The sequence below is a fragment of the Thiolapillus sp. genome (assembly GCF_048562965.1).
Classification (GTDB): Bacteria; Pseudomonadota; Gammaproteobacteria; order Chromatiales; family Chromatiaceae; genus Thiolapillus; species Thiolapillus brandeum_A.
In genome coordinates this window covers 1-1,598 of record NZ_JBHNMF010000696.1, presented here as the reverse complement: position 1 = coordinate 1,598, position 1,598 = coordinate 1, and the positions used below count along the sequence as shown (strand labels likewise).

Genomic DNA, 1,598 nt, shown 5'->3' with positions numbered 1-1,598 from the left:
TGGCCAGTTATACGAGAGCCGCATTCGGAGCTTGTGATGTTGTTACGCAGTGCTGGGTGAACAGGACGGCTGGGGCACGAACAATTTGTCGAAGGCCGAACCGATTTTGGAGACTGGATGTACCCTAAAATCTATCGACGAGGCAGAAGATAGGCTTGTATCATACTCCGGTATTCCCCACACCTGTGGGGATGAACCGGTATAGTCGGTTTGCGAAACGCGTTCCCCACATTTGTGGGGCTATAAGAGGGGCAATTCAGGTTGCTCCTCTTATTTCCAGTCCGGTATCAGCGTCATATTCAATCGTAACCTGCTGCCCCTTCTCTGTCATCCCAATAGCACGCCAGGTACCCTCTTCGACAACAAAGGGCACGATAAGACTGCCCTCATCGAACAGCTTTTCGTTGTCCCGCAAGTCTGCCAGTGCCTGTTGCAGTGCCGGATCGTCCACTGGCGCCAGTTCCTGCAACGGTTTGGCGTTGATCCGCAGGCTGGACAAATCCCAACGATAGCGCCCTTCATCCGCCCAGGCCGTGAGCTGACCTTTCTGCCAGCGGGCAAGGTAGATTGTCCGGCTTTCGTCCCCAAGGCGGGTGGCGACCCGGGCTTCCTCGTCCCAGAGCGGGCCACTACGGTAACCGCCTTCCAGGCGTAGGCTGGCGAACTTGCCAGCATCCTGTTTAGCATAGGTATCGCCGTCCACTTCCTGCGCATTATCCGCCAAACCAACAGGAATTAGCCCATCCGCGTCATACACGGGTTCCAATAGATCACGGGCATCATCTGGCATTCGCCAGCCGCCCTGTTCCGCCAACAATCTGGTCGTGCGCCAGAGCACCAGTGTGTCGGGATAGACGTAATGCGCCTTGGGGAACCAGGCCTTGTACCAGTCGGCTTGCGGTTCATCGGTCGGTTCTGGCGCGTACACATCCAGAACAGGCGTTCCCCGGTCTCCCCGCTGGTGGCGATGCAGTCTGCCGGCACGCTGGATGAGCAGGTCGATGGGCGCGAGGTCGGCAATCATGCGGTCAAAGTCCAGATCCAGTGATTGCTCCACCACCTGGGTGGCGATCAATACCCGCCCGCTACGCTGCTCTGGCGTTGATGCCTTGCCGAAACGTTCCAGCATATCCTGTTCGATACGCAGCCGGTCGGCCAGGGCATAGCGGCTGTGGAACAGGTGTAGCCTGTCGCTGTCCAGCCAGTCGGCGTCTTGCAGCATACGCCAGGCTTCCCGTGCGTCGAAAACCGTGTTGCGAATCCAGCACACGCATTGACCGGCTTCCACGGCGGCGCGAATCTCGTCGCAGACAGCCTCTTCATCACGGTGTTGGTGCACGGTGACTTTGCGGGCAACGGATGAGCGGGTAGGTACGGATTGCTCCACAAGAATTTCGCCAGTATTCACCTGGGTAAGTAGCGGATATTCAACCGATTTTGGCCCGGCCTGTGTTACTCCCTGAAAGGCTGCGATGAAGTCAGTCCGCTGCTTGCGGGTAAGTGTGGCAGACAGGAGAATGACGCTGCCACCCAAGGCCGCGTGAAAACGGATCAATCGTTTCAGTGGTTCTGATGTATAGGCATGGTAGGCGTGCACC

The 1,598-nt window shown here is 57.7% G+C and carries 1 protein-coding gene; it reads right to left on the bottom strand.

The features are described 5' to 3' along the window. Positions 1-256: 256 nt before the first annotated feature. Positions 257-1,598 (bottom strand): CRISPR-associated helicase Cas3' (cas3, locus tag ACOCD2_RS19280; protein ID WP_419592347.1); only part of this gene is annotated, 1,342 nt, incomplete at its 5' end.